At 42.7% G+C, this 26,233-nt stretch carries 32 protein-coding genes and 1 riboswitch; of the genes, 25 read left to right on the forward strand and 7 right to left on the reverse strand.

Features of this window, described 5'->3' with window-relative positions:
• Window positions 1-25: 25 nt before the first annotated feature.
• A complete protein-coding gene (locus tag A8F95_RS19990; protein WP_065412164.1) occupies window positions 26-1,813 on the forward strand; it encodes an acyl-CoA dehydrogenase family protein in 1,788 nt (595 codons plus the stop codon).
• 52 nt (window positions 1,814-1,865) lie between these two features.
• On the opposite strand, the gene mgtE is transcribed toward A8F95_RS19990, so the two are convergent.
• On the reverse strand, window positions 1,866-3,215 hold the full coding sequence (gene mgtE / locus A8F95_RS19995; RefSeq protein ID WP_065412165.1) for a magnesium transporter: 1,350 nt from the start codon (window positions 3,213-3,215) through the stop codon (window positions 1,866-1,868).
• Window positions 3,216-3,431: 216 nt separating this feature from the next.
• Here mgtE and A8F95_RS20000 point away from each other — a divergent pair, with 216 nt between their 5' ends.
• From A8F95_RS20000 to sufC, 11 genes are all read left to right on the forward strand, one after another.
• Window positions 3,432-3,788 (forward strand): arsenate reductase family protein, encoded by a 357-nt coding sequence (locus tag A8F95_RS20000; RefSeq protein ID WP_065412166.1) that lies wholly within the window; start codon window positions 3,432-3,434, stop codon window positions 3,786-3,788.
• An 83-nt stretch (window positions 3,789-3,871) separates the two neighbouring features.
• On the forward strand, window positions 3,872-4,255 hold the full coding sequence (gene gcvH, locus A8F95_RS20005) for a glycine cleavage system protein GcvH (RefSeq protein ID WP_065412167.1): 384 nt from the start codon (window positions 3,872-3,874) through the stop codon (window positions 4,253-4,255).
• Between the two features lie 105 nt (window positions 4,256-4,360).
• On the forward strand, window positions 4,361-4,711 hold the full coding sequence (locus tag A8F95_RS20010) for a toprim domain-containing protein (protein WP_065412168.1): 351 nt from the start codon (window positions 4,361-4,363) through the stop codon (window positions 4,709-4,711).
• 1 nt (window position 4,712) lies between these two features.
• Window positions 4,713-5,015: a thioredoxin family protein gene (locus tag A8F95_RS20015; RefSeq protein ID WP_245671456.1), complete on the forward strand. Its 303-nt coding sequence runs from the start codon at window positions 4,713-4,715 to the stop codon at window positions 5,013-5,015.
• Between the two features lie 163 nt (window positions 5,016-5,178).
• A complete protein-coding gene (locus A8F95_RS20020) occupies window positions 5,179-5,520 on the forward strand; it encodes a hypothetical protein (RefSeq protein WP_065412170.1) in 342 nt (113 codons plus the stop codon).
• Window positions 5,521-5,602: 82 nt separating this feature from the next.
• A riboswitch (SAM riboswitch) is annotated at window positions 5,603-5,718 on the forward strand.
• An 83-nt stretch (window positions 5,719-5,801) separates the two neighbouring features.
• Window positions 5,802-6,827: a methionine ABC transporter ATP-binding protein gene (locus A8F95_RS20025; RefSeq protein WP_065412171.1), complete on the forward strand. Its 1,026-nt coding sequence runs from the start codon at window positions 5,802-5,804 to the stop codon at window positions 6,825-6,827.
• Window positions 6,820-7,488, forward strand: a complete 669-nt coding sequence (locus A8F95_RS20030) for a methionine ABC transporter permease (RefSeq protein WP_065412172.1) — start codon at window positions 6,820-6,822, stop codon at window positions 7,486-7,488. The genes A8F95_RS20025 and A8F95_RS20030 overlap by 8 nt, the downstream gene beginning before the upstream one ends.
• A 20-nt stretch (window positions 7,489-7,508) precedes the next feature.
• A complete protein-coding gene (locus tag A8F95_RS20035; protein WP_065412173.1) occupies window positions 7,509-8,357 on the forward strand; it encodes a MetQ/NlpA family ABC transporter substrate-binding protein in 849 nt (282 codons plus the stop codon).
• A gap of 126 nt (window positions 8,358-8,483) precedes the next feature.
• On the forward strand, window positions 8,484-8,846 hold the full coding sequence (locus A8F95_RS20040; protein ID WP_049664129.1) for a carboxymuconolactone decarboxylase family protein: 363 nt from the start codon (window positions 8,484-8,486) through the stop codon (window positions 8,844-8,846).
• 299 nt (window positions 8,847-9,145) lie between these two features.
• On the forward strand, window positions 9,146-9,295 hold the full coding sequence (locus A8F95_RS21980; RefSeq protein ID WP_176713767.1) for a YuzK family famiily protein: 150 nt from the start codon (window positions 9,146-9,148) through the stop codon (window positions 9,293-9,295).
• Between the two features lie 545 nt (window positions 9,296-9,840).
• Entirely contained in the window at window positions 9,841-10,620 is a 780-nt protein-coding gene (gene sufC, locus A8F95_RS20045; RefSeq protein ID WP_065412174.1) for a Fe-S cluster assembly ATPase SufC, read from the forward strand.
• A gap of 66 nt (window positions 10,621-10,686) precedes the next feature.
• Here the strand turns inward: sufC and A8F95_RS23275 are convergent, their stop codons facing one another.
• Window positions 10,687-10,818, reverse strand: coding sequence for a hypothetical protein (locus A8F95_RS23275; RefSeq protein ID WP_281181802.1), 132 nt, complete (start codon window positions 10,816-10,818; stop codon window positions 10,687-10,689).
• Window positions 10,819-11,039: 221 nt separating this feature from the next.
• On the opposite strand from A8F95_RS23275, the gene sufD reads away from it, so the two are divergent.
• The 8 genes from sufD (at window position 11,040) to yunB (ending at window position 19,493) form a co-directional block, all read left to right on the forward strand.
• Window positions 11,040-12,350 (forward strand): Fe-S cluster assembly protein SufD, encoded by a 1,311-nt coding sequence (sufD, locus tag A8F95_RS20050; RefSeq protein WP_065412175.1) that lies wholly within the window; start codon window positions 11,040-11,042, stop codon window positions 12,348-12,350.
• On the forward strand, window positions 12,350-13,579 hold the full coding sequence (locus tag A8F95_RS20055; RefSeq protein WP_065412176.1) for a cysteine desulfurase: 1,230 nt from the start codon (window positions 12,350-12,352) through the stop codon (window positions 13,577-13,579). The genes sufD and A8F95_RS20055 overlap by 1 nt, the downstream gene beginning before the upstream one ends.
• Window positions 13,569-14,003: a Fe-S cluster assembly sulfur transfer protein SufU gene (gene sufU, locus A8F95_RS20060; RefSeq protein WP_049664110.1), complete on the forward strand. Its 435-nt coding sequence runs from the start codon at window positions 13,569-13,571 to the stop codon at window positions 14,001-14,003. Before A8F95_RS20055 ends, sufU begins: the two co-directional genes overlap by 11 nt.
• A gap of 23 nt (window positions 14,004-14,026) precedes the next feature.
• Window positions 14,027-15,424: a Fe-S cluster assembly protein SufB gene (gene sufB, locus A8F95_RS20065; RefSeq protein ID WP_065412177.1), complete on the forward strand. Its 1,398-nt coding sequence runs from the start codon at window positions 14,027-14,029 to the stop codon at window positions 15,422-15,424.
• 169 nt (window positions 15,425-15,593) lie between these two features.
• Window positions 15,594-16,439, forward strand: a complete 846-nt coding sequence (locus A8F95_RS20070; RefSeq protein ID WP_065412178.1) for a DUF72 domain-containing protein — start codon at window positions 15,594-15,596, stop codon at window positions 16,437-16,439.
• Window positions 16,440-16,452: 13 nt separating this feature from the next.
• Window positions 16,453-17,274 (forward strand): sulfite exporter TauE/SafE family protein, encoded by an 822-nt coding sequence (locus A8F95_RS20075; RefSeq protein ID WP_065412179.1) that lies wholly within the window; start codon window positions 16,453-16,455, stop codon window positions 17,272-17,274.
• 20 nt (window positions 17,275-17,294) lie between these two features.
• Entirely contained in the window at window positions 17,295-18,680 is a 1,386-nt protein-coding gene (locus A8F95_RS20080) for a bifunctional metallophosphatase/5'-nucleotidase (protein WP_065412180.1), read from the forward strand.
• Window positions 18,681-18,740: 60 nt separating this feature from the next.
• Window positions 18,741-19,493, forward strand: coding sequence for a sporulation protein YunB (yunB, locus tag A8F95_RS20085; RefSeq protein ID WP_065412181.1), 753 nt, complete (start codon window positions 18,741-18,743; stop codon window positions 19,491-19,493).
• A 64-nt stretch (window positions 19,494-19,557) separates the two neighbouring features.
• Here the strand turns inward: yunB and A8F95_RS20090 are convergent, their stop codons facing one another.
• Window positions 19,558-20,487 carry a M23 family metallopeptidase gene (locus tag A8F95_RS20090; protein WP_065412238.1) on the reverse strand — a complete coding sequence of 310 codons (930 nt, stop codon included), beginning with the start codon at window positions 20,485-20,487 and terminating at the stop codon, window positions 19,558-19,560.
• Window positions 20,488-20,722: 235 nt separating this feature from the next.
• On the opposite strand from A8F95_RS20090, the gene lipA reads away from it, so the two are divergent.
• Both lipA and A8F95_RS22205 read left to right on the forward strand, forming a co-directional pair.
• Complete coding sequence (gene lipA, locus A8F95_RS20095; RefSeq protein ID WP_065412182.1) at window positions 20,723-21,640, forward strand: lipoyl synthase; 918 nt, start codon at window positions 20,723-20,725, stop codon at window positions 21,638-21,640.
• Between the two features lie 48 nt (window positions 21,641-21,688).
• Window positions 21,689-21,955, forward strand: coding sequence for a hypothetical protein (locus tag A8F95_RS22205; protein ID WP_141676307.1), 267 nt, complete (start codon window positions 21,689-21,691; stop codon window positions 21,953-21,955).
• On the opposite strand, the gene A8F95_RS20100 is transcribed toward A8F95_RS22205, so the two are convergent.
• Window positions 21,956-22,852: a YhcN/YlaJ family sporulation lipoprotein gene (locus A8F95_RS20100; protein WP_065412183.1), complete on the reverse strand. Its 897-nt coding sequence runs from the start codon at window positions 22,850-22,852 to the stop codon at window positions 21,956-21,958. It lies immediately after the preceding gene.
• 105 nt (window positions 22,853-22,957) lie between these two features.
• Here A8F95_RS20100 and A8F95_RS20105 point away from each other — a divergent pair, with 105 nt between their 5' ends.
• Window positions 22,958-23,233 (forward strand): YutD family protein, encoded by a 276-nt coding sequence (locus A8F95_RS20105; protein WP_065412184.1) that lies wholly within the window; start codon window positions 22,958-22,960, stop codon window positions 23,231-23,233.
• Between the two features lie 127 nt (window positions 23,234-23,360).
• Here A8F95_RS20105 and A8F95_RS20110 read toward each other — a convergent pair whose 3' ends face one another.
• Complete coding sequence (locus A8F95_RS20110) at window positions 23,361-23,657, reverse strand: cytosolic protein (protein WP_065412185.1); 297 nt, start codon at window positions 23,655-23,657, stop codon at window positions 23,361-23,363.
• A 121-nt stretch (window positions 23,658-23,778) separates the two neighbouring features.
• The gene (locus A8F95_RS20115; RefSeq protein WP_065412186.1) at window positions 23,779-24,045 is read right to left on the reverse strand and encodes a DUF3055 domain-containing protein; all 267 of its coding nucleotides are present in this window, start codon (window positions 24,043-24,045) and stop codon (window positions 23,779-23,781) included.
• A gap of 128 nt (window positions 24,046-24,173) precedes the next feature.
• Between A8F95_RS20115 and A8F95_RS20120 the strand changes: the two genes are divergently transcribed.
• A complete protein-coding gene (locus A8F95_RS20120) occupies window positions 24,174-24,611 on the forward strand; it encodes a DUF86 domain-containing protein (RefSeq protein ID WP_065412187.1) in 438 nt (145 codons plus the stop codon).
• A gap of 50 nt (window positions 24,612-24,661) precedes the next feature.
• On the forward strand, window positions 24,662-25,429 hold the full coding sequence (locus tag A8F95_RS20125) for a TIGR01457 family HAD-type hydrolase (RefSeq protein WP_065412188.1): 768 nt from the start codon (window positions 24,662-24,664) through the stop codon (window positions 25,427-25,429).
• Window positions 25,430-25,583: 154 nt separating this feature from the next.
• Here A8F95_RS20125 and A8F95_RS20130 read toward each other — a convergent pair whose 3' ends face one another.
• Window positions 25,584-26,066, reverse strand: a complete 483-nt coding sequence (locus A8F95_RS20130) for a phosphatidylglycerophosphatase A family protein (RefSeq protein WP_425415038.1) — start codon at window positions 26,064-26,066, stop codon at window positions 25,584-25,586.
• Window positions 26,067-26,233: the final 167 nt, after the last annotated feature.

The raw sequence follows: 26,233 nt of genomic DNA on the forward strand, positions 1-26,233 counted from the left end.
CAAAAGGGAATGGGAGGAATTATACATGGCAAAACAAACAGAAAGACAGGCCGTCAAAGGTGGAGCGTTTTTAATTGAAGATGTCACGTGTGATCAAGTATTTACACCAGAGGACTTTTCTGATGAGCAAAAAATGATTGCCAAAACAACGGAGGAATATGTAAATAACAGTGTGATGCCGCAAGTTCCTTATTTAGAGAAGCACGAATTTGACCGTTCTGTAAAGCTTTTGCAAGAAGCAGGAGAACTCGGGCTATTGAGTGCCGATGTTCCGGAAGAATACGGCGGATTGAACTTAGATAAAGTCAGCTCCGCTTTAATCGCCGAAAAAATGGCGGTTGCCGGCGGCTTCTCTATTACTCACGGAGCTCACGTTGGCATTGGTTCGCTGCCGATTGTGCTGTTCGGCAATGAAGAACAAAAGCAAAAATACTTGCCAGCATTAGCTACTGGTGAAAAAATTGCTGCCTACGCATTGACAGAACCAGGATCAGGTTCCGATGCACTCGGCGCTAAGACAACAGCTAAGTTAAATGAAGCAGGTACGCACTATGTATTAAATGGAGAAAAGCAATGGATTACGAACTCGGCTTTTGCGGATGTGTTTGTTGTCTATGCTAAAATCGACGGCGATAAATTCTCTGCTTTTATCGTAGAGAAAGATTTTCCGGGTGTGTCAACAGGGGCAGAGGAAGATAAAATGGGCATTAAAAGTTCATCAACGCGGACACTTATTTTACAGGATGCAGAAGTGCCGAAAGGGAACTTGCTTGGAGAAGCAGGCAGAGGCCATGTGATCGCATTTAACATTTTAAATATCGGCCGCTATAAATTGGGAGTCGGTACGGTAGGAAGTGCCAAACGAGCATTAGACATTTCACTAAAGTATGCAAATGGACGCCAACAGTTTAAGACACCAATTTCCTCTTTCAATCTCATTAAGGAAAAGTTTGCTAACATGGCTTCCAAAATTTATGCGAGTGAAAGTGCTATTTATCGCACAGTCGGATATTTTGAAGACCGGATGAGCCAGCTTTCAGAAGAAGAGCAAAAGGACGGCTTAGCCATTGCCGCTTCCATCGCTGAATATGCCATTGAATGTTCATTAGGAAAGTTCTTCGGCTCGGAAGTACTTGATTATGTAGTAGATGAAGGAGTGCAAATCCACGGCGGCTACGGTTTTATGGAAGAGTATGAAATTGCCAGAATGTATCGTGATTCCCGAATTAACCGCATCTTTGAGGGGACCAATGAAATTAATCGTTTACTCGTGCCAGGCACGTACGTCCGTAAAGCCTTTAAAGGTGAATTGCCGTTATTGGAAAAAGCACAGGAGCTGCAAAACGAGGTAATGATGCTGATGCCGGAAGAAGTTGGTACAGAAGCACTTGAACAGGAAAAGTATTTAGTCAAGAATGCTAAGAAAATTGGCTTGCTTGCCGCGGGCTTAGCCGTTCAAAAGTACGGAAAAGCGCTTGAGAAAGAACAGGAAGTACTCGCCAATATTGCTGATATTGTGAACAATATTTATGCAATGGAGTCGGCTGTTCTCCGCACGGAAAAAGCCATTGCCAAGGCTGGCGAAGCAAAAGCGAAGCAAAAGCTTCTATATACTCAAATTTTTTGCCAAGAAGCATTTAATCAAATTGAGGCTGATGCAAAAGAAACACTTATTGCCGTTGAAGAAGGCGATACGCTGCGTATGATGATCTCTGTTCTACGGAAATTAACGAGGCACACGCCGATTAATGTGATTGCGAAAAAGCGTGAAGCAGCCGATCGGTTGATTCAGACAGAGAAATATACAGTATAAGATATTATGGAACAGAGTGCCCTAAAAATTCTTTTTTAGGGCACTCTGCTATTTAAACTAGCTTGCTTAAGAAGAAAGAAGCAATTGAAAAGTAGACGACGAGTGAGAAGATGTCGTTGATCGTTGTGATCAGAGGTCCCGAAGCGACAGCAGGGTCAAGATTGAACTTATAAAGTACAAGCGGGACGATCGTGCCGGCGAGGGTGCCGAGGATGAGTGTAAGTAAAAGAGAGCTGCCGACAACAATTCCAAGATGCATATTCCCTTGCCAAATAAAGGCGATCAGCGAAATGAGCAGGCCGCATGTGACTCCAATTATTAAGCTGACACGAAACTCGCGGAAGATTAACCGTGTCACTACTTTTGGGTTAATATCTTGTTCCGCCAAACCCCTGACTACGACCGCCAAGGACTGGGTACCCGTATTACCGGTCATTCCGGCAATAAGCGGCATAAAGAAAGCGAGGGCCACTACTTTTTCAAGGGTGTCTTCAAATCCAGCGATAATGCTTCCAGACACAAGCCCAATAAAAAGAAGAGCAATCAGCCAAGGAAGCCGCCGTTTGGCAGCGGTGACAGGCTTTGTGTCAAAGTCGATTTCTTTATTTACAGCGGACAATTTACCGATATCTTCATTGGCCTCTTGAATGACGATTTGCATCATATCGTCAAACGTAATCACTCCCAGCAGCCTTTCTTGATCGTCTAATACAGGAATGGCACTAAAATCATAGCGTTTGAGCAGCTTATTAATTTCCGCTCTTTTGGCCGTATAAGGAACTGAAATAATTTGCTTTAGCATAATGTCCTTCACTAAGTCATCTGGCTGGGCGATCACAAGATCTCGATAAGAGACAGTACCAGCCAGCCGGTTATTTTTGTCCAGCACATAAATAATAAATAATGTTTCAGAATACATGGCATGGACTCTTGCTTTTTCGACCGCAGCCGCAACCGTATCTTCAAGCTGCACAGACAAGTATCGATTGGTCATCATACTGCCAGCTGTATCCCGCTCATAGCTCATCATTTGCTTTAAGTATTGAGCTTCAGTATCATTAATTTCTGATAGAAAGCGATCCAGATCCGCTTTAGGAAAATGGCGTAAAAGAGAAGAAAGAATGTCTGTGTCTAAAAGAGCAAGTACTTTATTAGCTCTGGCAGGCCCAATCTTTCCGAGCAATTCCAGCTGTTTTAGTTGGTTGAACTTTGGGAGCATGCTGGCGATAGAGGCTTCATTCAGGTGCTCAAGCATGGAAGCTCGATGTTTTTCAGGAAGGTTCTGGAAAATGAAAGCTAAGTCATAGGGCTTCTTAGTCGTAAACATCTCGTTGATTTTGTCATATTTTTCTTCTTTTAGCTTTTCAATAACGAACAGTGCATCCTCCTGTATTTTTTTCATGATTAACACCTCCGTCATCAAGCCTATTCCCTAGAAAGGAATACAAAAACCATTTATGGATGATTTTACATGACAGTTCCTTGTTTAAATGAGAAAAAGGGCTTTGTCTTTTATTGAAAAAGAAGGTATATTTTAATAAAAGAGGCAGGGAATTTGAAGCTCATGTCGAAAAGATGTTAATGGCGGATGCTGTGCAAATAGGAGGCTGATGAAGAAATGACATTAACATTTTACTGGTATCCGAAGTGCGGGACATGCCGTAAAGCAAAGAAATGGCTGGAAGAGCATAATATCCATGTTCAAGAGATACATATCGTGGAGCAGCCGCCTTCAAAAGAAAAGCTGGAAGAACTATACAAGAGAAGCGGTCTTGAATTAAAGAAATTTTTTAATACGAGCGGACAGAAATACAGAGAGCTTGGGTTAAAAGACAAAGTAAGCACGGCTTCTGATGAAGAATTATTAGAACTGCTTGCTTCCGACGGCATGCTTATTAAGCGGCCGCTCACAACGGATGGCGAGAAGGTTACCGTTGGTTTTAAAGAAGAAGAATTTAAAAAACAATGGTTGTAAAGGATGCGTAAAGCTTATTTTCTTGCTTTATGCCTTTATAATAAGTAAAGTTTTAATTGAAATTAGGTAATGGAGGGATTTGGATGAGTACACCAAAAGAATTGCGTTATTCAGAAGAGCACGAATGGGTAAAAACAGAAGGGGAAAAAGTTCGTATTGGTATTACACACTTTGCGCAATCAGAACTTGGCGATATCGTATTCGTTGAGCTTCCGTCTGTAGGCGATGAAGTAAAAGCTGATGAGCCATTCGGCAGCGTTGAATCTGTAAAGACAGTTTCTGAGCTGTATGCTCCTGTCAGTGGAAAAGTCGTTGAAGTCAATGAAGACCTTGATGATAATCCAGAATTCGTGAATGAATCACCATATGAAAAAGCATGGATGATCGTTGTCGAATTATCTGATGCTTCTCAGCTTGACAACTTAATGACAGCTGAGCAATATGACGAAATGACACAAGAAGACTAATAACCAAAGAACACTTCCTTAACTGGAAGTGTTCTTTTGCAATTTCTTAATAAATAAAGGACAATAGTGTTGCGAGGCAGATATTCAGACGGTGGAGGGATGTTCATGCGTATGGAGAAAACCATCATTGTAGAAGGCGCTTCCGATCGGAAGAAAATAAAGGAAATTGTGAATGAGCCGGTAGATATCATTTGTACGAATGGAACCATTGGCCTAAGCCGGCTGGATGAACTGATTGAAAGCTTATACGGACAAGACGTATATATTCTCGTTGATGCCGATCGAGCAGGAGAAAAACTCCGTAAGCAATTTATTCGTGAATTGCCTGAAGCGCGACATCTGTACATTGATCGTGTCTATAAAGAAGTGGCTACGGCTCCTTACCGTCACCTGGCATCTGTGTTGCTCGGCGCCAATATTGATGTGCATGGAGAGTTTTTACAAAAGGATGGATGACATGCAGAGGGAACAAGACATAAATGAAATGATCAAGTCGAAACGCTTAGCAGCTGTTTACGCCTATACACCGCTGTGTGGAACGTGTCAGCTGGCTGGAAAAATGGTAGACGTTGCAGAAAAAGTAGTACCCCCATTTACATGGTTTCGTTTTGACGTCAATTATCATGAAGGCTTTGCTATTCAATACGCTATTGAAAGCGTCCCGTGCCTGCTTATTTTTAAAGAAGGGGAATTAATGGAGAAGATTTATGCTTTTCAGTCGGTTCCTCATCTATATGAAAAGCTGAACCAGTATACTTGATCAACTAAATAGCATATAAAAATCTGAGTTGCTTTCTAGATGAAAGCAGCTCTTTTTTGACGAAATATGCGATGGGAGCGGCATACTTTGTCGAGCGATTCATAAAGGATATTTCCTTTTCTGTTTGAAGTTTATAGATAAAGTGAACAGAGGGGGAAATAACATGAAAGAGAACTTGCTGGCTATGCAGGCTGCTTGTCGAGATAGAACGCATATTTGGCCGCTGCTTCCGCTTCAACCCGTCCATGTGCTTTTAGAGGGAGAAGGCGAGAGTTGGCTGCTTGTGATTAGTGATCAGGGGATGCAACTGTCAAATAGTCACACCGATCATTGGCACTTACGGTTAAGAGGAGGAGTAGAACCTCTTTTAGAAGGGCGGGGACAGCTGCGTCTTTATGAACGAATGGGAGCGGTGGAAGTGGCAGGGTTTTATCGTGTAAAGCTTTGGTTTGAATCATTTCTTTGGCTTTGCCGTCCTTATTATGAAACATCTGGAACAGCGTAAAAACATTTTTCTGCAGATGATTGACAATTTTCGAGAAATAATGATAAAATCAAATCCATTGAGAAGGACATATTATATACGACTCTTATCAAGAGAGGTGGAGGGACGTGCCCGATGAAGCCCGGCAACCGTCAACGGTGAAATGCTTGTTGAAAAGGTGCCAATTCACACAAAGCTTCGTGCTTTGGGAGATGAGAGAAAGGAACTGTTAAAGCACACCTTTCTGCTCATTTTGCAGAAAGGTTTTTATTTTTTCTGGTGGAATGGAGGAAAACCGCCGCATGATTTCAATAGAGAATGTAAAGAAAATCTTTTCCACAAGAAATGGGAAAGTGACGGCAGTAGATGATATTAACTTAGCGATAGATAAAGGCGAGATTTTTGGTGTAATTGGGTATAGTGGTGCTGGAAAAAGTACGCTGATCCGAATGCTGAACGGATTAGAAACACCCTCTTCCGGTTCAGTGGTTGTAGGTGGACGCGAAATATCAAAAATCCGGGGAGGAGAACTGCGCCAGGCACGCCAGGAGATTGGCATGATTTTTCAGCATTTTAATCTTCTTTGGTCAAGAACTGTGCGAGAGAACATCGCCTTTCCATTAGAGATTTCCGGAGTGCCTAAAGCAGAGCGGCTAAAGAAAGTAGACGAGCTGATTAAATTGGTTGGTCTTGAAGGCAGAGAAGATTCCTATCCTTCTCAGTTAAGCGGCGGCCAGAAGCAGCGTGTCGGTATTGCTCGGGCATTGGCGAATGATCCGAAGGTCCTTTTATGTGACGAAGCGACATCAGCGCTTGATCCGCAAACGACAGATGCGATTTTAGACCTGCTCGTTGATATTAATAAGCGTCTTGGGTTAACGATCGTCTTGATTACGCATGAAATGCACGTCATCCGCAAGATATGCCATCGAGTTGCTGTAATGGAAGCGGGGCGTGTCGTCGAAATGGGCCCGGTATTGAATGTTTTTAAATCACCGGAGCAGCCGATTACGCAACGATTTGTCCAGCAAGTAACGGAACTTGAAGAATCAAAAGAAACCATCGATCACTTGCTTGAGCAGTTCCCCGAAGGAAAAGTAGTCAAGCTCACTTTTATCGGAGAAAGCGCAGAGCAGCCGATTATTACTAATTTAATACGTCAATTTAACATAGCGGTAAACATCGTTCAAGGAAAAGTATCTCAAACGCAAAATGGTGCCTATGGCTCACTATTTGTTCATTTAACAGGAGACCAGGCAGAAGTGGAACGAGCGGTGGCTTACCTCGAAAAGCAGGAAGTCAGCTCGGAGGTGATTAGTCATGCTTGAACAATGGCTCCCTAATGTAGATTGGGAAAAGATGTGGGAAGCGACCACTGAAACGCTTTATATGACAAGTATATCCGTACTCGCTACGTTTATCCTTGGTATATTGCTTGGCCTGCTGCTGTTTTTAACAGCTAAGGGAAACATTTGGCAGAACAAGGTGGTTTATGGCGTTGTTTCAGCTTTTGTCAATATTTTCCGTTCGATTCCTTTTATTATATTAATTGTTTTATTAATTCCTTTTACAAAGGCTTTAGTCGGAACGATGATTGGTGAAAATGCTGCCTTGCCAGCTCTTATTATTGGCGCTGCCCCTTTTTACGCGCGGATGGTAGAAATTGGTCTGCGGGAAATTGATAAAGGCGTCATTGAAGCAGCAAGAGCAATGGGAGCAAAAACGAGCACCATCATCTTTAAGGTGCTGCTTCCAGAATCGATGCCGGCACTTGTTTCTGGTATTACTGTTACAGCTATTGCTCTAGTTGGATATACAGCAATGGCTGGAGTAATCGGCGCTGGCGGTCTTGGAAATCTTGCTTATCTTGATGGTTTCCAGCGCAGCCGCAATGATGTAACACTTGTTGCTACGATTGTTATTTTAATTATTGTGTTTGTAGTCCAATTAATTGGTGATTTAATCACTAATAAATTAGATAAAAGATAAATTTACAAGGGGGAAGAAAAATGAAAAAGTGGTTAATTGGTTTATTAACAGCGCTTGCTGTGTTTGCCCTGGCTGCTTGTGGCGGGGGCTCAGACGATAAGAAAGACGAGAAAGCAAAAGAAGGCGGCAAAGAAGATAAAGAAATCATCGTGGGCGCTTCTAATGTGCCGCACGCTGTCATTTTAGAAGAAGCTAAGCCGCTGCTTGAGAAGAAAGGCTACACGTTAAAGGTTGAAACGTTCCAAGATTATATCTTGCCAAATAAGTCATTAGAAGAGGGAGACCTGGATGCAAACTACTTCCAGCATATTCCTTACCTTGAGTCTCAGAAGAAAGAGCATGGCTATGATTTCGTAAACGCTGGCGGTATTCATATTGAGCCAATTGGTGTTTATTCTAAAAAATACAAAAGCCTAGAGGAACTTCCAAAAGGTGCCACAATTTTAATGAGCAGCTCTGTAGCAGACCATGGCCGTATTTTAACAATGCTTGAAAAAGAAGGTCTTATTAAGTTAAAAGATGGCGTTAAGAAAGAAGAAGCAACAATTGAAGATATTGCAGAAAACAAAAAAGATTTGAAGTTTGACTATAACTATGAAGCTGCTTTCCTTCCACAAGCTTATAACAATGGAGAAGGCGACGCGGTTCTAATCAACTCTAACTATGCAATCGATGCTGGCTTAAACCCGTTAAAAGATTCAATTGCGATTGAAGACAAAGATTCACCATATGTGAACGTCATTGCAGTTCGTAAAGGTGACGAAAACAAAGAAAAAATCAAAGCTCTTGTAGAAGTTCTTCACTCAAAAGAAATCCAAGATTTCATTTTGAAAGAGTGGGGCGGAGCGGTCGTACCAGTTAATAAATAAGAATAGAAGGCCTGCAGGTGATCCTGCAGGCTTTTTTATGTTTAGCTGCACATCTTTCTCCTTCTTTGAATAAAGCTTTTTTAGTTGCTGCATATTAAAAAAGATAAAAAATGAGGAGGCAATTCCATGGAAAAAGAAGTAATGACATCAACAGAGGCAGCATTGCTTGAATATAAAGAGGGACTAGGTGTATTCACAAAAAAAATGCCAGGGCTTGCTGGGCATTTTAATGCATTTACAGCAGAATGTTTTAAAGAGGGAGCAATCGCCCAAAAGGAAAAGCAGTTAATTGCTCTCGGAATCAGCGTCTATTCACAGGATGAATATTGTATTATTTACCATGTGAAAGGTTGTCTCGACCAAGGCTGCAGCGAACAAGAGATATTTGAAGCGCTCGGTGTAGCGGCAGCTTTCGGTGGCGGAGCAGCAATGAGCCAGGCAGTAACCCTTGTTCAAGAAGCGATGGATGAATTAAAAACACAGCATTAAAAAAGGGTATTGGTCATGTTTAAATAAACTTAACGATTAATAGGGGAAATTTTAGAAAATTAAGAATTGAGAAGGATAGGGTTTAAATTTTGAGAATGAGGCTATATAAAAGTCAGGAAGCACGTAAAATCACGCGTGAGCAGGTAAGAAGAGCATATATGCCTTTTGTGAAAAACTATAAAGCCTGTTACGATGGTTCCTGTAAGAAAAAATCTCATTCTAAAAATTGAAAGGATTGATTCCCCATTAACTCGTTAAACTCACTGAATTTGCAGTACACGGAAAGTATGGAAAAGGCTATGCATGGATCCCATGGAGTTGGATATGAAGTGTACCGCCAAAATCATGAAGTGAGAATGAATGTTGAACGTCAACGTCAAGAGGAATATGTGGAGAGCAGACGTATTGTTGCTGATCATAACCGTAAAATTACAAATCATATTTCATAATTAGGTTCTATAAAAGGTGAATGTTGTTCTTTAATAGTTGATTGTAGCGGAAGGCGGCGAATCCAGCGAGAAAAGCGCGTCCTGGTGAGACCAGACCCCTGCAAGAGCACACGCTAGGAGGAGGCTCAAGGACCACCCGCTGCGAAAATCAACAACCGCATATAAAAGATCCTGTAATTAAAATGTATATACGCAAACGAGGAAGAGCTGGCATTGATGCTGGCTCTTTTATTGTAGAGAGAACTTCCCGAACTGATTTAACTTTTGAAGAGTTTAAATGGAAAGCGGACATAAATATGGAGTTTTTTGGTTAGCTTTAAAAAAGAGAAACAGCTTGTAAATAAGATAAATGAACGAGGGAGAAGCTAAAAGAAATGGCTACCATTCCTCTTGATTTCATATAAAGGATGGACTATCATCAAATATCCGGAACAATTCCTTCAGACCGGTTGAATATAATTTTCATTTGTTATAAGATTGTAATGAGAATAAACTGAGAATGACAATAAAAATCGAGCATTTTCGATGATGACGGAGGTATGAGCATGACAGCTTCAACATTAAAGATTACAGATTTACACGTATCGATTGACGGAAAAGAGATTTTAAAGGGTGTAAATCTTGAGATAAAAGGTGGAGAGTTCCACGCAATCATGGGTCCAAACGGAACAGGAAAATCTACTTTATCTGCAGCTATTATGGGTCATCCTAAATATGAGGTTACAAGTGGAAGCATTGAACTAGACGGAGAAAACGTTCTTGAAATGGAAGTGGACGAGCGTGCACGTGCCGGTCTTTTCCTTGCTATGCAATATCCAAGTGAAATTAGCGGGGTAACGAATGCTGATTTCCTTCGCTCAGCTATTAACAGCCGCCGTGAAGAGGGCAATGAAATTTCTTTAATGAAATTTATCCGTGAAATGGATGCTAAAATGGATCTGTTAGAAATGGATCAGGACATGGCGCAGCGTTATTTAAATGAAGGCTTCTCTGGTGGAGAGAAAAAACGCAACGAAATTTTACAATTAATGATGATCAAGCCTAAAATTGCGATCCTAGATGAAATTGACTCAGGTCTTGATATTGATGCTTTAAAAGTAGTAGCAAAAGGAATCAACGAAATGCGCAGTGAAGAATTTGGCTGCTTAATGATCACTCACTATCAGCGTCTCCTTAACTACATCACTCCAGATCACGTACACGTAATGATGCAAGGACGCGTCGTTAAATCAGGCGGATCCGAACTGGCACAACGCCTAGAAGCTGAAGGATACGACTGGATCAAACAAGAACTCGGCATCGAAGACGAAACCGTAAGTCAGTAACATAGAAAAGCGAAAGGCGCTCGCCAGCGCGATAGCAGATTGGAGCTCTTGACGAGGAGTCGCTTTTCAGACTCCGACAGAGAGAGCGAAATCAGCATACGCGCTAGCGCCTGTAGCTGGACAAAATAGAAAAGCGTAGCCGACTGTACTGCCCCGACAAGCATAAGACGAAATGGCGAAGTGGCGTTCTTCAGTCATACAGCCAGATCGGCTTATGACCTCGAGGGGCAAGGAGGCGAAGCTGGACAAATAAAGAAAAGCTCCAGGCGCTCACCAGCGCCTGGAGCATGATAAGAAAAGTGTAGCCGCCTATCGGTTGCGATAAGCAAATGACAGGCTGTTAGAGCGGAGATTTTGCGATATAGCCGAAGCGGCTTTCTCTATCGATAAATGAAAGTTGGATAACTAGGAGGACGGACATGACTGTAGAAACAAACCTACCAGTAGACCAAGAGTATATTCGCTCTTTTTCAACAGAAAAAGGCGAGGGACAATGGCTAGCAGATTTGCGACTGGCAGCTCTTGAAAAAGCGGAAGAATTGCCGCTGCCAAAACCAGACAAAACGAAGATTACGAACTGGAACTTTACTCAATTCCCGTCTCACGTGGTAACAAGCGAGCCGTTTGCTTCTCTTGAAGAACTTCCAGAAGAAGTAAAGTCCTTGATTAACCTGGAAAAAGCGGATAAAAACCTTTATGTTCAGCGTAACCAAACGCCCGCTTATCTTTCTATTTCAAAGGAACTAGCAGAACAGGGAGTCATTTTTACAGATATCGCTACAGCTGTTCGCGACCATAGTGATCTCGTTCAAAAATATTTTATGACGAGCGTCGTCAAACCTGATGAACATAAATTGACGGCTCTGCATGCAGCTTTAATGAACGGCGGAGCTTTTCTATATGTGCCGAAGAATGTTGAAGTGAAAGAGCCGATTCAAGCTGTATATATTCAAGATAATGCTGAAGCGGCTTTATTTAATCACGTACTCGTTGTAGCAGATGACAACAGTGCCGTGACGTATGTAGAGAACTACGTATCGACTGTTTCAGTTGAAAATGGGATCGTTAACATCGTAGCAGAAGTTGTAGCTGGCACGAATGCCAAAGTGGTTTATGGAGCTGTTGATAACTTAGCTAGCGGTGTAACGACATACGTGAACCGTCGTGGAATTACTGGCCGTGATGCTCGCATTGAATGGGCACTGGGCATGATGAATGATGGCGATACAATCTCTGAAAACGTCACAAATTTAATCGGAGACGGCTCTTTTGCAGATACGAAGCAAGTAGTCGTTGGCCGAGGCAGCCAGTCTCAGAATTTCACAACAAAAGTTGTTCATTTCGGGAAACATACAGAAGGCTATATTTTAAAGCACGGAGTAATGAAAGAGGCAGCCAAGTCGATCTTTAACGGTATTGGTAAAATCGAGCATGGCGCTTCTAAATCAAATGCCGAGCAGGAATCACGCGTATTAATGCTCAGCGAGAAAGCGCGCGGTGACGCTAACCCGATTCTTCTTATTGACGAAGACGATGTAACAGCTGGCCATGCGGCTTCTGTTGGCCGTGTAGATCCTTTGCAGCTTTATTATTTAATGAGCCGCGGAATCAGCCAACAAGAAGCAGAACGCTTAATTATTCATGGATTCTTGGCGCCGGTAGTTGAAAAAATGCCAATCGAAGGCGTGAAAAAGCAGTTAACTGAGGTTATTGAAAGGAAAGTACGCTAATGAACGCGAAGGAAATTAAACAATATTTCCCTATCCTTGACCAAGAAGTGAACGGCCATCCACTTGTTTATTTAGATAGTGCAGCGACTTCTCAAAAGCCTGTACAGGTCATTGAAGCGCTTAATAAATATTACCGGGAAGACAATTCCAACGTTCACCGAGGAGTCCACACACTCGGAAATCGGGCAACGGATGCTTATGAAGGCGCACGCGATAAAGTGCGTAAATTCATTCATGCAAAAGCTCGTGAAGAAATTGTATTCACCCGCGGAACAACAACGTCTATTAACACTATTGCTCAAAGCTACGGGCGAGCGAATGTGAACGAAGGCGACGAAATCGTGATTACGTACATGGAACATCATAGTAACGTCATTCCATGGCAGCAGCTGGCTAAAGAAAAAGGGGCCGTGCTAAAATATGTACCACTTCAGGACAATGGAACGGTTTCACTTGAAGATGTAAGGGAAATGGTTACTGAAAAGACGAAAATTGTTTCCATCATGATGGTGTCTAACGTTCTCGGTACGATTAATCCGATTAAAGAAATTGCAGAAATTGCCCATGAAAAAGGGGCCGTCATGGTCGTAGACGGCGCGCAGACTGCTCCGCATATGAAAATAGACGTTCAGGATTTAAACTGTGATTTTCTTGCTTTCTCAGGGCATAAAATGTGCGGACCGACAGGCATTGGCGTGATGTACGGCAAAAAAGAACATCTTGAAAAGATGGAACCGATCGAATTTGGCGGCGAAATGATTGATTTTGTTGGATTGTATGAATCAACTTGGAAAGAGCTTCCTTGGAAGTTTGAAGGCGGAACACCGATTATCGCAGGAGCGATCGGTCTTGGAGCAGCCATTGATTTTCTCGAAGAAATTGGACTTGATGAAATTGAGCAATACGAACATCGTTTAGCTGATTACGCGATGGAACAGCTTAGCACCATTGAAGGCATGACAATTTATGGACCGCTTGCCGGTGAAAAACGCGCCGGACTCGTTACATTCAACTTGGACGATGTGCATCCACATGATGTGGCGACTGTGCTTGATGCGGAAGGAATTGCAGTTCGTGCAGGTCATCACTGTGCACAGCCACTCATGAAATGGCTAGATGTTTCGGCAACAGCGAGAGCCAGTTTCTATCTGTATAATACAGAAGAAGACATAGATAAGCTCGTTCAAGGACTCGTTAAAACAAAGGAGTATTTCAGCGATGTCTTTTAATAATTTAGACCAGCTTTACCGCCAAGTCATCATGGATCATTATAAAAATCCACGCAATAAAGGGCAAATAGAAGATGGAACGTTAACCATTGATATGAACAACCCGACTTGTGGAGACCGTATTCATCTAACAATGAATGTAGAAGATGGAAAGGTGTCAGAAGCAAAGTTCGATGGGGAAGGGTGTTCCATCTCCATGGCCTCTGCTTCGATGATGACACAAGCGATCAAAGGCAAAGACGTAGAAACGGCCTTACGACTTTCAAAAACCTTTTCAGAGATGATGCAAGGAAATGATTACCCGGACGACTTAGATCTTGGTGATATTGAAGCGTTACAAGGGGTAGCTAAATTCCCTGCCCGTATAAAATGTGCCACACTTTCATGGAAAGCCATGGAAAAAGGCTTAACTGAGAAGGAATAATAAAACTACAGGAGGAATGAAACATGGCTAAAAAAATGCCGGAGATCGGGGATTACAAATACGGCTTTAGAGATAAAGATGTTTCAGTGTATCGCTCAGAGCGCGGCTTAACACGTGAAATTGTTGAAGAAATCTCTAAGTTAAAAGACGAGCCAGAGTGGATGCTGGACTTCCGCTTGAAGTCACTAGAGCATTTCTACAATATGCCTATGCCACAATGGGGCGGGGATTTATCGGCTCTTAACTTTGACGAAATTAATTACTATGTCAAACCATCTGAGCGTGCTGAGCGCTCATGGGATGAAGTACCAGAAGAAATCAAGCAAACGTTTGATAAGCTGGGCATTCCGGAAGCAGAGCAAAAGTACTTGGCCGGTGTTTCTGCGCAATATGAATCTGAAGTAGTGTATCACAACATGAAAGAAGATTTAGAAGCACTTGGAATTGTTTTTAAAGATACAGACTCTGCTTTAAAGGAAAACGAAGATATTTTCCGTAAGTATTGGGCAACGGTTATTCCCCCAACTGATAATAAATTTGCCGCACTAAACTCAGCTGTTTGGTCAGGCGGTTCCTTTATCTATGTACCACCAGGCGTGAAAGTAGATACGCCGCTGCAAGCTTATTTCCGTATTAACTCTGAGAACATGGGGCAATTCGAGCGTACGCTAATTATTGCGGATGAAGGGTCTTCTGTTCACTATGTAGAAGGTTGTACAGCACCAGTTTACACAACAAACTCATTGCACAGCGCGGTTGTTGAGATTGTGATTCGCAAAGATGCTTATTGCCGTTACACAACGATCCAAAACTGGGCGAACAACGTATATAACCTCGTAACAAAGCGTGCAGTATGTGAAGAAAACGCAACGATGGAATGGATCGATGGAAATATCGGTTCTAAGTTAACGATGAAATACCCAGCGGTTATCTTAAAAGGTGAAGGAGCGCGTGGCTTAACCCTATCCATTGCGATTGCTGGTAAAGGCCAGCACCAGGATGCTGGTGCCAAAATGATCCACTTAGCGCCGAATACATCTTCCACTATCGTATCCAAATCGATTTCGAAGCATGGCGGAAAAGTAACCTACCGCGGTATTGTTCACTTCGGCCGCAAAGCAGACGGTGCACGCTCTAACATCGAGTGTGATACACTCATCATGGATAATCAGTCGACGTCTGATACAATTCCATACAATGAAATCTTAAATGATAACATTTCACTTGAGCATGAAGCGAAAGTGTCTAAAGTATCTGAAGAGCAATTGTTCTATTTAATGAGCCGCGGCGTTTCCGAGGAAGAAGCGACAGAAATGATCGTTATGGGCTTTATTGAGCCATTTACAAAAGAACTTCCAATGGAATACGCGGTTGAAATGAACCGTTTGATTAAGTTCGAAATGGAAGGGTCTATCGGTTAATTGTTCATCTGGAAGGGCAGCCCACGGGCTGCCCTTTTTTCTTCATTGTAAAGAGCTGAGAAGCAGAGGGCATGAACAATCAACAGCCAATAGTTTAGTTTCTAACGTCAAGTGGATAATAATTAAGGAATAGTCTTTATATGCTAAAATAAGAGCGAGGTGGATGCCGATGTTATACGTAGGTGTGACGGGATGGGGCGATCATGACACGCTATATAAAAGCGGGATTGCTGCTCGTGATAAATTAAAGGAGTATGGAGCTCACTTTCCAACGGTGGAAGTGGATGCAAGCTTTTATGCCGTACAGCCATTACGCAATATGAAAAAATGGGTCGAGGAGACGCCAGAGAGCTTTCAATTCGTTGTGAAAGCCTATCAGGGCATGACTGGACACGAACGGGGGGAAATCCCTTTTGAATCGAAGGAAGAGATGTTTCAGGCGTTTATCGAGTCGCTTGTACCAATGAAAGAGGCTGGAAAGCTGGCGATGGTACTGTTTCAGTTTCCGCCATGGTTTGATTGCCAGCGCAAAAATGTCGAGTATTTACGCTACTGTAAAGAACGGATGGGCGATGCGCCGCTTGCTGTTGAATTTCGCCATCAATCATGGTATTCGCCAGCTTTTCTTGAAAAGACGATTACTTTTTTAAAAGATGAAAAATGGATTCATACAGTTTGCGATGAACCCCAGGCAGGGGAAGGCTCTATTCCTATCATTTTACAAGCAACCGATCCGGAGAAAACACTCGTACGTTTACATGGCCGTAATAAACAGGGATGGCAAAAGCAGGGCAATAAAAATTGGCGTGAAGTTCGCTACTTATACCGTTATAATGAAAATGAATTAAATCAGTGGGTCGAATTTACTAAGAAACTGCAGCAGCAAAGCAAGCATGTCTACATGCTGTTCAACAATAACTCTGGTGGTGACGCCGCGGATAATGCTAAGCAGTTTATTCAGTTGGCCGGCTTAACCTATGAGAATTTGGCCTCGCGCCAGCTAGATCTGTTTTAAGGAGGGCCAGCTAATGGAGTGGATTGTACTAATAGCCATCGGTTTTGCAGCTGGCTCACTTGGAGCACTTGCGGGGCTTGGAGGAGGTATCGTCATTGTTCCCTCTCTTCTCTTTTTAGGGACATCGACGGCATTATTGACGACTATTTCCCCCCAACAGGCAGTCGGCACATCACTCGTCATTATGATTTTCACGGGTCTGTCTTCTACACTGGCTTATATGAAATATAAGACCGTTGATTATAAAAGCGGTCTGCTTTTTTTCATCGGAAGCGGGCCCGGAGGAATTGTCGGTGCCATTGTGAATAAAGAGTTAAGCACTCATTCGTTTTATGTTTATTTTGGTATCTTTATGATTGTGATGGCGATTGTTTTAATCTTTCGCTCGAAAATAAAGCCGCTGCCATCAAGGAGGACGAAGGGGATTACCCGAGAGTTTATAGAGAGGGACGGCAAGGTCTATACATATAGCTTTCAATCAGGGACAGCCATCTGTATTGCTTTTATTGTAGGGTTTTGTTCGGGCATTTTCGGTATTGGCGGAGGAGCGCTCATGGTGCCTGCGATGATTTTATTATTTGCGTTCCCGCCGCATGTAGCGGTAGCGACATCGATGTTTATGATCTTTTTATCAGCGATGGTCAGCTCAGTGACGCACGTCGCATTAGGAAATGTTCTCTGGCTGTACGCTGTCTTACTCGTTCCAGGCGCCTGGATTGGAGCGAAGTTTGGTGCTTTTTTAAATACGAGGCTGCAATCTAATGCCTTAGTGATGGTATTGCGGATTATTTTAATCCTTATGGGCATTCGATTAATTTATGAAGGGCTGGCTTAATACAGAAGGAGGGGGAGAGTTTGAAAGAGACCATCCATATTTATCATACGAACGATCTTCATAGTCATTTTGAGAATTGGCCGCGTATTCATCGTTTTCTGAAGGCCCGGAAAAGATGGCATGAAGAAGAAGGCGAAAATGTGTTGATCTTTGATATTGGCGATCATGTGGATCGGTCGCATTCGATGACGGAAGGATCGCTTGGCAAGCGGAATATTGAGCTGTTGAACGAGGCTGGCTATGACGCCGTTACAATCGGAAATAATGAGGGAATCACCTTGCCGAAAGAAGGGCTCGATAGGTTATACGATAATGCTCAATTCCCTGTTGTGCTTGCTAATCTTTATGATCAGATCGGTGAGCGTCCAAAGTGGGCTCAGCCTTTTCATTTTTTTCACTTATCTAATGGGATGACGTTGGGGCTCACGGGTGCTACTGCTTTTTTTTCAGGGGCTTATGAGCAGCTTGGCTGGAAGTTGTCCCAGCCACTTGATGAATTAGAGGAGCAGGTAAAAGAAATAGGCCTGACATCTGATATCGTCGTCGTTCTTTCCCATTTAGGGATTTATGAGGATGAAAAAATGGCCTACTCTCTCCCAGAGGTAGACGTTGTACTAGGTGCCCATACACATCATCTGCTTCATGAGGGAAAGGAAGTAGAAGGGACGCTGCTGGCGGCAGCTGGACGGTTTGGATATCACGTTGGGCATGTCATGATCGAAGTCGACACAGAAACGAAGCAAATCATCGGAAAACGAGCACGTGTGTACAATACAGCAGAAGAGTTGCCAGCTCCAGCAGATGAACAGCAGGAGATTGAAGAGTACGAGCAGGAAGGGAAGCAGATGCTTAGTCAACCAGTGGTCTCTTTGTCTCAGCCGCTGAAGAGTGACTGGTTTGCCCCTTCTGAATTGCCCCAGCTGCTTTGCGAAGCCCTAAGAGAATGGTGCAAGGCAGACGGTGCCTTGCTAAACGCTGGTCTTTTTCTCGGGGGTCTTCCGACGGGAACCGTTACGAAATACGACATTCACCGAATGCTTCCTCATCCGATTAATCCTTGTCTTATTGAAGTGTCAGGGGCGGAATTAAAGGAAGTGTTAAAACAGACAACAGACGACAAGTGGCCCCATTTAACGATTAAGGGGCTTGGTTTTAGAGGGAAAGTGATGGGACGTTTTGTATATGATCGTTTAGAAGTAGACATCAATCGTTATCGCTTTACGATTGATGGTAAAGAGATCATTAATGACCGACAGTATAAGCTGGCGACATTAGACATGTTTGCCTATGGACAGTTTTTTCCACAGCTTTATCGGTCGCCGTCCAAAAAACATTTTATGCCTGAATTTTTGCGTGATGTGATGGAATGGAAATTGCTTCATCACGAATTTGACCTTGAAGAATAAAACTTTGTTGCATGATCCTTTCTTTTTTTAGCATACATTAGCTAAGAAGGAGGGATTTTTTTGGCTGCACAAAAAAGGTGGAGATCGAAAAGAGGGCCACTCCCTCTTCGTTATGTATTTCTGATTACGCTTGTCTTATTTACCTTTTCGACTGCTGCTAGTTTATGGATCATTAATAAAAACGTCAAGCCGACATTGATTGGCTACGCTCATGCTGAAACGAAAAAGATTGCGGCCCTGGTCATCAATAAAGCCATTAATAAAAAGGTCGCCAGTGTAATGGATATTAATGACATTATCGAAAGTGATCCAAATAATCCATCAACTACAAAGCTGAATGCAAAGATTATTAATAGAGTCATGGCCGAAACAACGAATTTGGTTCAGTTAAACTTAAAAGAGGCCGAACGCGGCAATCTGCAGGCATTGGAATTGTTGTCTGACGTGGAGATTGAAACAGATCAGGAAGATAAAACGGAAGGGATTGTATATTACGTTCCGCTTGGGCAAGTCACCAACAACGTTTTATTAGGAAACCTTGGTCCCAAAATCCCGATTCGTTTTCATGCTATCGGTGAGGTAACGTCTAATGTAAAATCGAATGTAAAGCCATACGGTATTAACAATGCCTATGTAGAAGTCTTTATTGAAGTAGAAGTAAACGTACAAATTATTGTGCCATTTGCTACTGATATGACCACCGTTATACAGGATATTCCGGTAGCGATTGGGATGATTCATGGCGATGTGCCCGAGTTTTATAATAGCGGCGGGAGCATGACACCTGCTATTGAGCTGCCATCAAAGAAGTAGGGAGGGGAAATAGCAAAATAACAGCTTTCCACACGTCCTTTATGTCAAAAAGCCGGCTAGCTACTCAGGAGCCGGCTCTTTCCCATTGTCTTAAGTGCGGATAAGGATCAAAGGACCACTCTGTGCGTCCATTGTCTTTATACATTCCGTAGTGGAGGTGAGGAGGGAATTTTCCAGAAGTACCAGGTGGCCCGTACCCTGTACTCCCAACTCCACCGATTACGGTACCGGGTTTAACGACTTGTCCTAGCTGTAAGTCTTTTGCAAAGCCATTTAAGTGGGCGTAATAGTGGTACGTATTGTTAATGTCACGGATACCGATTCGCCAGCCGCCATAACGATTCCAACCTTTCATTTCAACAATGCCGTAAGAAGTAGAGCGGACAGGAACACCATAATCAGCAAAAATATCAGTCCCTTCGTGAATGCGGCGTCCACCCCATCCTCGTGCATCCCCCCATGTATTTTTAAATGTGTAATTGAAGCGGCGGGGAAGAGGAAATGCTTTTTCTTGAAGGTCAAGCTTTCCAAATGCTTTATACATCCTAGCATTGCCTATAATGATACTAACGGCTTTGTCTCGCCCGTAATAGCGCCAGAGGGCAATCTTAATGTTATCATGATCTGTTCCATACGCTAGCAAATATTTGCCAACAGCAGCAAGGACATCTTCTCCATTTAACCGATCAGCTTTTTGGTCACCATTTCCATCTGTCCCTAACCCTTGAAAAGCTGTAATCGTAGCTGGATTCATATCTTCTTGATTAGGATTTAAGGGTCCAGCCCATTTACTTTCAGGAATATAAATAGAAACCGTATCAGGTTCAGGCAAGTCTTTGCGGACAAAGCGTAAATTTCTCTCATATTGATCCATACCAGCGAAATAATACCAAGGAATAGACGTAGCAGCTTCCATTTTCTTGAACAGCTCTATTCGTGTCTTGTACATTTTTTCATCTTTTTTTGGGTCAGCTGCTTCAACAGGAAGGACCATTAAAGAAAAAATAATAAATAAGAGCCAAAGCGATTTTTGCAATATAATTCTCTCCCTTTTAGCGTTCTTGATTTATTTTGTGGAATTCTGTTTGTTTCATGCAGAAAAACGTCTAAAAAACATGAAAAGGGCTAGAATTGTGTTAGAATATGGACTGTGGTACAGTGGCTAGAGAATTGTTTTTCTTTTGGAAAATCAGCTATTTGGTCGAAGAAGAATGATGGGAGATGAAGAGATGGGTAAGAAAGAGGAACATTTACGCAAACCAGATTGGTTGAAAATAAAATTAAATACAAATGAAAACTATACAGGCTTAAAAAAGATGATGAGGGAGAAAAACCTCCACACAGTATGTGAAGAAGCGAAATGCCCTAACATTCATGAGTGTTGGGCGGTACGCCGGACAGCTACGTTCATGATTCTTGGAGATGTGTGTACTCGTGCTTGCCGTTTTTGTGCAGTCAAAACAGGCTTGCCGACTGAACTGGATTGGGCAGAACCGGAACGGGTAGCAGATTCTGTTCAGCTAATGAATTTGAAGCATGTTGTCGTAACAGCTGTGGCTCGTGATGATTTAAAAGATGGCGGTGCTGCTGTTTTTGCAGAAACAGTGCGGGCGATCCGACGCAAGAATCCGTTTACTTCTATTGAAGTCCTTCCTTCCGATATGGGAGGAGTAGAAGAGAATTTAAAAATGCTGATGGATGCACGGCCAGACATCTTAAATCACAATATTGAAACAGTCAAGCGCTTAAGCCCGAGAGTTCGTGCCCGTGCTACATACGAACGCTCCCTTGAATTTTTAAGAAGAGCAAAAGAAATGCAGCCTGATATTCCAACAAAATCAAGTATTATGATCGGTCTTGGAGAAACAAAGGAAGAAATCATCGAAGCGATGGATGACCTTCGTACAAACAATGTAGACATTGTGACACTTGGACAATATTTACAGCCTTCAAAGAAACATTTAAAGGTACAAAAATATTACCATCCAGACGAATTCGCAGAACTTCGTGAAATTGCCATGTCAAAAGGCTTTAGCCATTGCGAAGCCGGCCCGCTTGTCCGCTCCTCTTACCATGCGGACGAACAAGTAAACTCAGCAGCAAAAACCAAACAAGAACTAGGCGAAAAAGAAACACTCGAAGCGTGATAAAGAAAAGCGGAGCCGACTGTTCTGTCCCGACAAGCATAAGACGAAATGGCGAAGTGGCGCTCTTCAGCCACACAGCCAGATCGGCTTATGACCTCGAGGGACAAGGAGGCGCAGCTGGACAAAGAGAAAAGCGGAAGGCGCTCGATCAGTGCGATAGGAGGTTGGAGGAATTTCTGTGGGAGTCGCTCTTTGACTCCTGCAGAAATTTCGAAACCGCCGTACGCACTAACGCCTGCAGCTGGACAAACTAAAAGCACCCGGTCTCTAACGGTATCAAAGATTGATGCGAAGAGAGAAACCGGGTGTTTTTAGTTAACTGCCTCCGTTAGTAAAAGGGTTAGCTCGACCAGGTGTATGATCTTGATCGTCTGGTCCATTCGTCCAGTTTGTGCCTGGTGTACCTGTTGTTTGCGGAGTTCCAGTATTTTGTGAAGTGCCTGATTCGTTGCCATTCATTCCTTTATTGCCAGTCGTTCCGTTGTTGCCATTCATTCCATTTGTTCCGTTCATTCCGCCATTTTGATTATTTCTTCTATCCGCTTTTGTATAGCCTTGAGGCGAGTTTTGCTTCATTAGTTTTACAGTACGGCCGATAGAATCACGAGCTACGTCCATGCCGCCATTTGTTTGTGCAATATTTTCAATATCACGGCGTAAGTCGGTATCATCGGTCATGTACACATGGTACCAGCGCGGCACAACGCTTAAGGCTGTTCTTTTTACCTGTTCGGCTACTCCTCTGCGGTCTTTAGCATCTTTAGCATCGGTATTATAAGCGATTAATACTTCCTGATCTGTCACGAGTACAGAGGCATCATTCACCTTTGGAAGATCAAGACTCAATCGACCAATTGTGTCTGCTGTCCGTTCCCGGTCAAGAACATGCATGTTTCGGTAAGAAACAGATTGTCCTCGAACAGTTCCTTTTTGGTGGCGGACATAACCGAAGCCATCTTGTCTATTGTTGGTCATGAGGCCGCCTCTATCAGAACGGTCGTTTCTGTCCATTCCGCCAATTCTGCCATCTACGCCATTTCCACGATCTCCGTTATACATATCGTACCGGTCACGGTCATATCGGTCAGCAACGTTTATCGTATTACGGTCCCGATTGTTACCATCGCCGGCAAGGTTGTTTGTATCATTTGCATTACAGCCAGCCATCATTAAAAAACTGGCAACTCCCACAGTTAACAATGGTTTTTTCATGTTAACACCCCCTCAACACGTAGATTGCCCGTTTTTGCTTATTTTTTTCTTAGTAATTACTGGCTGATCGGCTATAATAAAGGAAGAAGAAAGGAATGAGGAGAGATGATTTGCATTCAAAATCATTGCTATGAGGTCATTGAAGAACGAAGCGATGGCTTTAATGAAGAGGTATTCCGAGAACGCTACAGCGACATCTTAACGAAATATGACTACATCGTCGGGGATTGGGGATACGGTCAGCTTCGTCTAAAAGGGTTCTATGAAGATACGAACCAGAAAGCGACATTTGATTCAAAAATTAGCACGCTAAAAGAGTACTTATATGAATACTGTAATTTTGGCTGTGCCTATTTCGTTGCTAAAAAAGTTCAAAAATAAAATCGAGCAAGATTACTCGATTTTATTTTTTGTCTTATGCTGCTTTGAAAGATAAGCTTCTGATTGGAAAAGCAATGAGAAAACCCCTATCATTCGCCGTCTTACATCGAGCCTTTTGCTCGATTTTTTATGTGTTAGGAGGGATATCCTGATATTCTCTTTCCTGATCTTTTTCTTTGTCATCATTAATAGGATGAGCTCCTGGGAATCGACGCGGCATCCCTTGATGAAGTGATCTATTTTCGTAAGTCGACGGTGTATAAAATTGCTGACCTTCTTCCCAAGGCGTAGATTTATTTTCCACGGGCTCGTCTTTTCCACGCGGTGCTCCGTAAGGGCCTTCCGGCGTTTGTTCCACTGTTAAAAAGTGACGCATTTTCTCCACATTAGAAAAATCGGTATATTCTTCATCATTAAAGAACATAATCATTACCTCCAGCTGCTTTATGATCATACAGCTTCAAATACCTCATTCTGCCTGCTAAAGCCCAATGAAGTGATAAAGCTTTCATTATTAGCATGCCCGGCAGCGCTTTGACTATGCTTTAAATGACTTCATATAAAAAGTCACGGAGCTCGGCTGCTTCCTCTTCAGTCAGCTTAAATGCATGCTCAAGATACCCTGGTTCTTCTAAATCATCCCGACCGATAATGGCAAAGCGGCTGCCTTGAATATCCAAAACAATACGCTTTCCAAAATAACGATCCGTCTGCATTAAAGCGAGATCAAAGCGTTGGTGCTCTCCCATGAAGCTAACATATCGTGTTTTCGTTGGTTCAGTTTCATCGTAAAGAAAAAATCTTTCTGTCATAGCGTGTCACTCCTGTCTATTTGTTTCGATTGTACCATGATTCACCTGGGACGAAGATGTGTTTTGTTTATAGATTCATGATAAAATAAAGAGGAAATCAAAGAAAGTTAAGAGAAGAGGTGCCCGTCGTGTATTTTGTGGATCGGGGGAAAATTGAAGAAATTCTAAAGTATATGGAGGCCAAGCTGTCTGTCTTTGCTGAACAGCCACAATGGGAAGCGGCCATTGAACAGGCGGCTTTAGAACGAATCGCTCATATCGTGATTGAATCTATGCTCGATGTTGGCAATGCCATGATTGATGGCTTTATTATGAGGGATCCGGGCAGCTATGAGGATATTGTTGATATCCTAGAGGATGAACAGGTTATTGAAAAAGAAGCGGCCGCTTCGTTAAAAGCTGTTGTAGCCTTAAGAAAAATGCTCGTTCAGCACTACACCACTGTTGATTACAAGGAAGTAAAGCGAGTGTTTGAAGAGAATTTTTCTGCGCTGGAACAGTTTCCAGCACAAGTAAGAGCTTATTTAACAAATGAATTAGGACCAGTTTCTGCATTTAAGCCATAACCATTTCGCGCTTTCATTATGAAAGCGTTTTTTGTTCATAAGGAGGAAACATGAAGACATATAAAGGATACTTGATTGACTTAGATGGTACGATGTATCGAGGTACAGAAGAAATAAAAGAAGCGCGTCATTTTATTAGCCGTTTAAAAGAAAAAAATATTCCTTATTTATTTGTTACTAACAATTCATCGCGTACACCAGCTCAAGTAGCAGAAAAGCTGAACCGATTTCACATTCCTACTGAGCCTGAGCAAGTATTCACAGCGGCCATAGCCACAGCTAACTATATTTTTGAGAGGCATAAACAAGCTGCTATTTATATGATTGGGGAAGAAGGGCTTCGTTCGGCATTGAAGGAAAAAGGGTTTACCCTCGTGGAACATGAGCAGCCAGATGTTGTTGTATGCGGGATTGATCGCCATATCCACTATGAAAAATTAGCGGTGGCCTGTCTTGCAGTGAGAAATGGCGCTGCATTCGTCTCGACAAACGGGGATATTGCTATTCCTACTGAGCGCGGTCTTCTTCCAGGCAACGGTGCTCTCACGTCGGTCATCGCCGTGTCAACAGAAACAGCTCCTACTTTTATCGGGAAGCCAGAAGCGATTATTATGGAACAAGCCCTCCAAGTACTTGGCACAACGAAAGAAGAAACATTAATGGTTGGTGACAATTATCAGACTGACATTTTGGCGGGGATCCGGGCGGGGATCGACACATTGCTTGTTCATACGGGCGTAACAAGGAAGGAACATCTCGCTGGAGTAGCAGAGCAGCCGGTTTATACAAAAAATAATCTTGATGAGTGGGAAATATAGAATGAGCCGTGTGACAGGCAGTCAAGACCGGTAAATGAAAAGAAATGGCTCGTAAGTTGCTTCTTATGGTCGGTACATCAATAAGAATCATCTGTACAAGATACAAGACACAAAACACCCGGTTTAGCATGAGGCTAAACCGGGTGTTTGTTTGTTATTCTGTGTTGGCCGCCTTATGAGCAAGACGGCTAGAGGCAGCTGCTGCGATAGCGCCTACGATATCATCGAGGAATGTGTGAACCTTACCAGTAGATTTATCATTCAAGTGCTCTAAAATGCCAGGCTTCACCTTATCAATGTATCCGTAGTTGGTAAAGCCGATTGATCCATAGACATTCACAATGGCAAGCGCTAGAATTTCATCCACACCATACAGGCTTTCATCGCTCGCAATGATAGATTGCAACGGCTCATCGAGCTGGCCTTGCTCCGCCAGCACGTCGAGCTGTATACCCGTTAAAATGGCATTTTGCACCTCGCGCTTTTGTAATACTTTTTCTATATTTTTTTTACATTCTTCTATTTCAAGATTGGGATGGTACTTTTTTTGCAAAAACATTACTAACTCAGCGATATCATCTACTGTTACTCCTCTTTCACCGAGCCAGCGGCGTGCCGTTTTTTCGGACATGCTCATTACTGATTTGTCTTCGAGAGTCATACGATCACCTTTTTCTCTAATATGTTAATAATGAATATTTTCCCTGTAATAAGAATTCCAGGTGAGACAAAGAAATTCCTTTTTTTTATTAAAAAAGTACTCTGTTACCTATATACCCTTAAGCTGTAAAGACTATTCAATGA

The sequence above is a fragment of the Pseudobacillus wudalianchiensis genome (assembly GCF_001685015.1).
GTDB lineage: Bacteria > Bacillota > Bacilli > Bacillales > Domibacillaceae > Pseudobacillus > Pseudobacillus wudalianchiensis.